Below are 1,095 nucleotides of genomic sequence, written 5' to 3' on the forward strand. Positions count from 1 at the left end.
GGTTCGACGTTGGCGCTTCAAAGCGGGTACGGGAATATCAACCCGTTGTCCATCGACTACGCCTGTCGGCCTCGCCTTAGGTCCCGACTTACCCTGGGCAGATCAGCTTGACCCAGGAACCCTTGGTCAATCGGCGCAAGAGTTTCCCACTCTTGTATCGCTACTCATGCCTGCATTCTCACTCGTGAACCGTCCACGACTGGCTTCCGCCGCCGCTTCACCCGGCACACGACGCTCCCCTACCCATCACAGCCCCCGTTGGGGGTTAAGCTGCAATGACACGGCTTCGGCGGTGTACTTGAGCCCCGCTACATTGTCGGCGCGGAATCACTTGACCAGTGAGCTATTACGCACTCTTTAAAGGGTGGCTGCTTCTAAGCCAACCTCCTGGTTGTCTCTGCGACTCCACATCCTTTCCCACTTAGCACACGCTTAGGGGCCTTAGCCGGTGTTCTGGGCTGTTTCCCTCTCGACCATGGAGCTTATCCCCCACAGTCTCACTGCCGCGCTCTCACTTACCGGCATTCGGAGTTTGGCTAAGGTCAGTAACCCGGTGGGGCCCATCGCCTATCCAGTGCTCTACCTCCGGCAAGAAACACACGACGCTGCACCTAAATGCATTTCGGGGAGAACCAGCTATCACGGAGTTTGATTGGCCTTTCACCCCTAACCACAGGTCATCCCCCAGGTTTTCAACCCTGGTGGGTTCGGTCCTCCACACGGTCTTACCCGCGCTTCAACCTGCCCATGGCTAGATCACTCCGCTTCGGGTCTTGGGCGCGCTACTCAACCGCCCTATTCGGACTCGCTTTCGCTACGGCTACCCCACACGGGTTAACCTCGCAACACACCGCAAACTCGCAGGCTCATTCTTCAAAAGGCACGCAGTCACGACAGCTGTGTGCAAGCACACGCTGCGACGCTCCCACGGCTTGTAGGCACACGGTTTCAGGTACTATTTCACTCCGCTCCCGCGGTACTTTTCACCATTCCCTCACGGTACTGTCCGCTATCGGTCACTAGGGAATATTTAGGCTTAGCGGGTGGTCCCGCCAGATTCACACGGAATTTCTCGGGCTCCGTGCTACTTGGGAA

Annotated in this window: 1 rRNA gene; it reads right to left on the bottom strand. The window is 57.6% G+C overall.

Annotated elements, in window-relative coordinates:
- Window positions 1-1,095, bottom strand: a 23S ribosomal RNA gene (locus tag ABH925_RS37710); the annotation flags it as partial.

It is taken from the genome of Streptacidiphilus sp. EB129 (assembly GCF_041262645.1).
GTDB lineage: Bacteria > Actinomycetota > Actinomycetes > Streptomycetales > Streptomycetaceae > Streptacidiphilus.